Source organism: Microbacterium sp. CPCC 204701, assembly GCF_004010105.1.
Lineage (GTDB): Bacteria > Actinomycetota > Actinomycetes > Actinomycetales > Microbacteriaceae > Microbacterium.
On record NZ_RRYE01000549.1, the window covers coordinates 1 to 1504 of the forward strand.

Consider the following 1504-nt stretch of genomic DNA (forward strand, 5'->3'; position numbering starts at 1 on the left):
CGCGCGGCGCGCCGGGCGCTCGACACCGGTCGAACCGGCGACGTCCCGGTCGGCGAGCGAGCGAGGCGAGCCGAAACGGCCTGAGCCGCCCTGGACGAGTTCGAGTCGCTGCGCCCGCTCGCAATGACGAGGTCCGGCGGCAGCGCCCTGAGCGGAGCGACGGGTACCGCGACCGGCGCGAAGTCGTCGCTCGGCAGGTCGAATGCGCCGAGCTCGGCCTGCTCGGTGGCCGCCTCCCGGGCGCGCCGCTCCGCCTCTTCGCGCATCGCTCGAGCGGCACGACGAGTTCCGGGGATGGACCGGGGGGCTGCGGGCGGGCCGGGCACCGTCACCACCCCATTGTGACCCGAACCGTCGCGCGGGCGCGAGGCACGAGGCATCCGTCTCGGCAGATGTTCTATTGCGGCGTGCCATCTCCTTGACGAGTGATCGAACATCTGTTCTCATGGAGTCATGCGGTGGCAGGGACAGGAACTGGGTGTGGCGGATGCCGCAGCCCTGCCCGGGATGGAACAGCTGAACGGCCTGGTGCGCTCGGTGACGACCCCCGAGTTCGCCGGCGTGACGTTCCACGAGGTGCTCTGCAAGTCTGCGCTCAATCACGTGCCGAGCGCTTCGGCGATGCCCTTCGACTGGACCGTGAACCCCTACCGGGGCTGCTCCCATGCATGCGTCTATTGCTTCGCTCGCGGGACGCACGAATACCTCGAGCTCGACGCAGGGCGGGACTTCGATACGCAGGTCGTCGTCAAGATCAACGTCGCCGACGTGCTCGAGAAGGAGCTGCGGCGCGGGTCGTGGCAGCGCGATCCGGTGATGCTCGGGACGAACACCGACCCGTACCAGCGGGCCGAAGGCCGCTACAAGCTCATGCCGGGCATCGTGTCGGCGCTCACCGAGTCGGGCACGCCGTTCTCGATCCTGACGAAGGGCACGCTGCTTCGCCGGGATCTGCCGATGCTGACCGATGCCGCGGCGAACGTCCACGTGACGCTTGCGATGTCGATCGCGGTGTTCGACGACGAGCTTCAGCACCTCATCGAGCCGGGCACTCCGAACGCGACCGCGCGACTGGACACCGTGCGAGCGGCGACCGAGGCCGGGTTCCGGGTCACGGTGTTCCTGATGCCGATCATTCCGCATCTCACCGACTCCATCGCCGCGATCGATCACGCCCTCATTCGCATCAAGGATGCGGGCGCGGTGCGCGTCGTCTACGGCGCACTCCACCTCCGGCCGGGTGCGAAGCAGTGGTTCTTCGAATGGCTCGAGCAGCGGCATCCGGAACTCGTCTCGTCGTATCGCGGACTGTATCCCGGCATGAGCGCGAACGCGCCGAAGGCGTACAAGGGGTGGCTCGCCAAGCGCATGCGGCCGCTGCTGCGCGTACACGGCCTCGACGGGCGCGCGGAAGACGACCAGCCGCGCGGCACGCCGGTCTCGGGATTGGCGGCGCGCGCCGACGCGCGTGCGGCATCGGTCGTCGTGACGTCGCGCGGGCGCG

At 69.4% G+C, this 1504-nt stretch carries 2 protein-coding genes; one reads left to right on the forward strand and one right to left on the reverse strand.

From position 1 onward, the window contains the following. Window positions 1–266, reverse strand: a 266-nt coding sequence (locus tag EIO58_RS19205; protein ID WP_205789373.1) for a hypothetical protein, incomplete at its 3' end; no start/stop codon positions are given. 187 nt (window positions 267–453) lie between these two features. Between EIO58_RS19205 and EIO58_RS17745 the strand changes: the two genes are divergently transcribed. Beyond that, window positions 454–1504, forward strand: a 1051-nt coding sequence (locus EIO58_RS17745; RefSeq protein WP_205789374.1) for an Rv2578c family radical SAM protein, incomplete at its 3' end; no start/stop codon positions are given.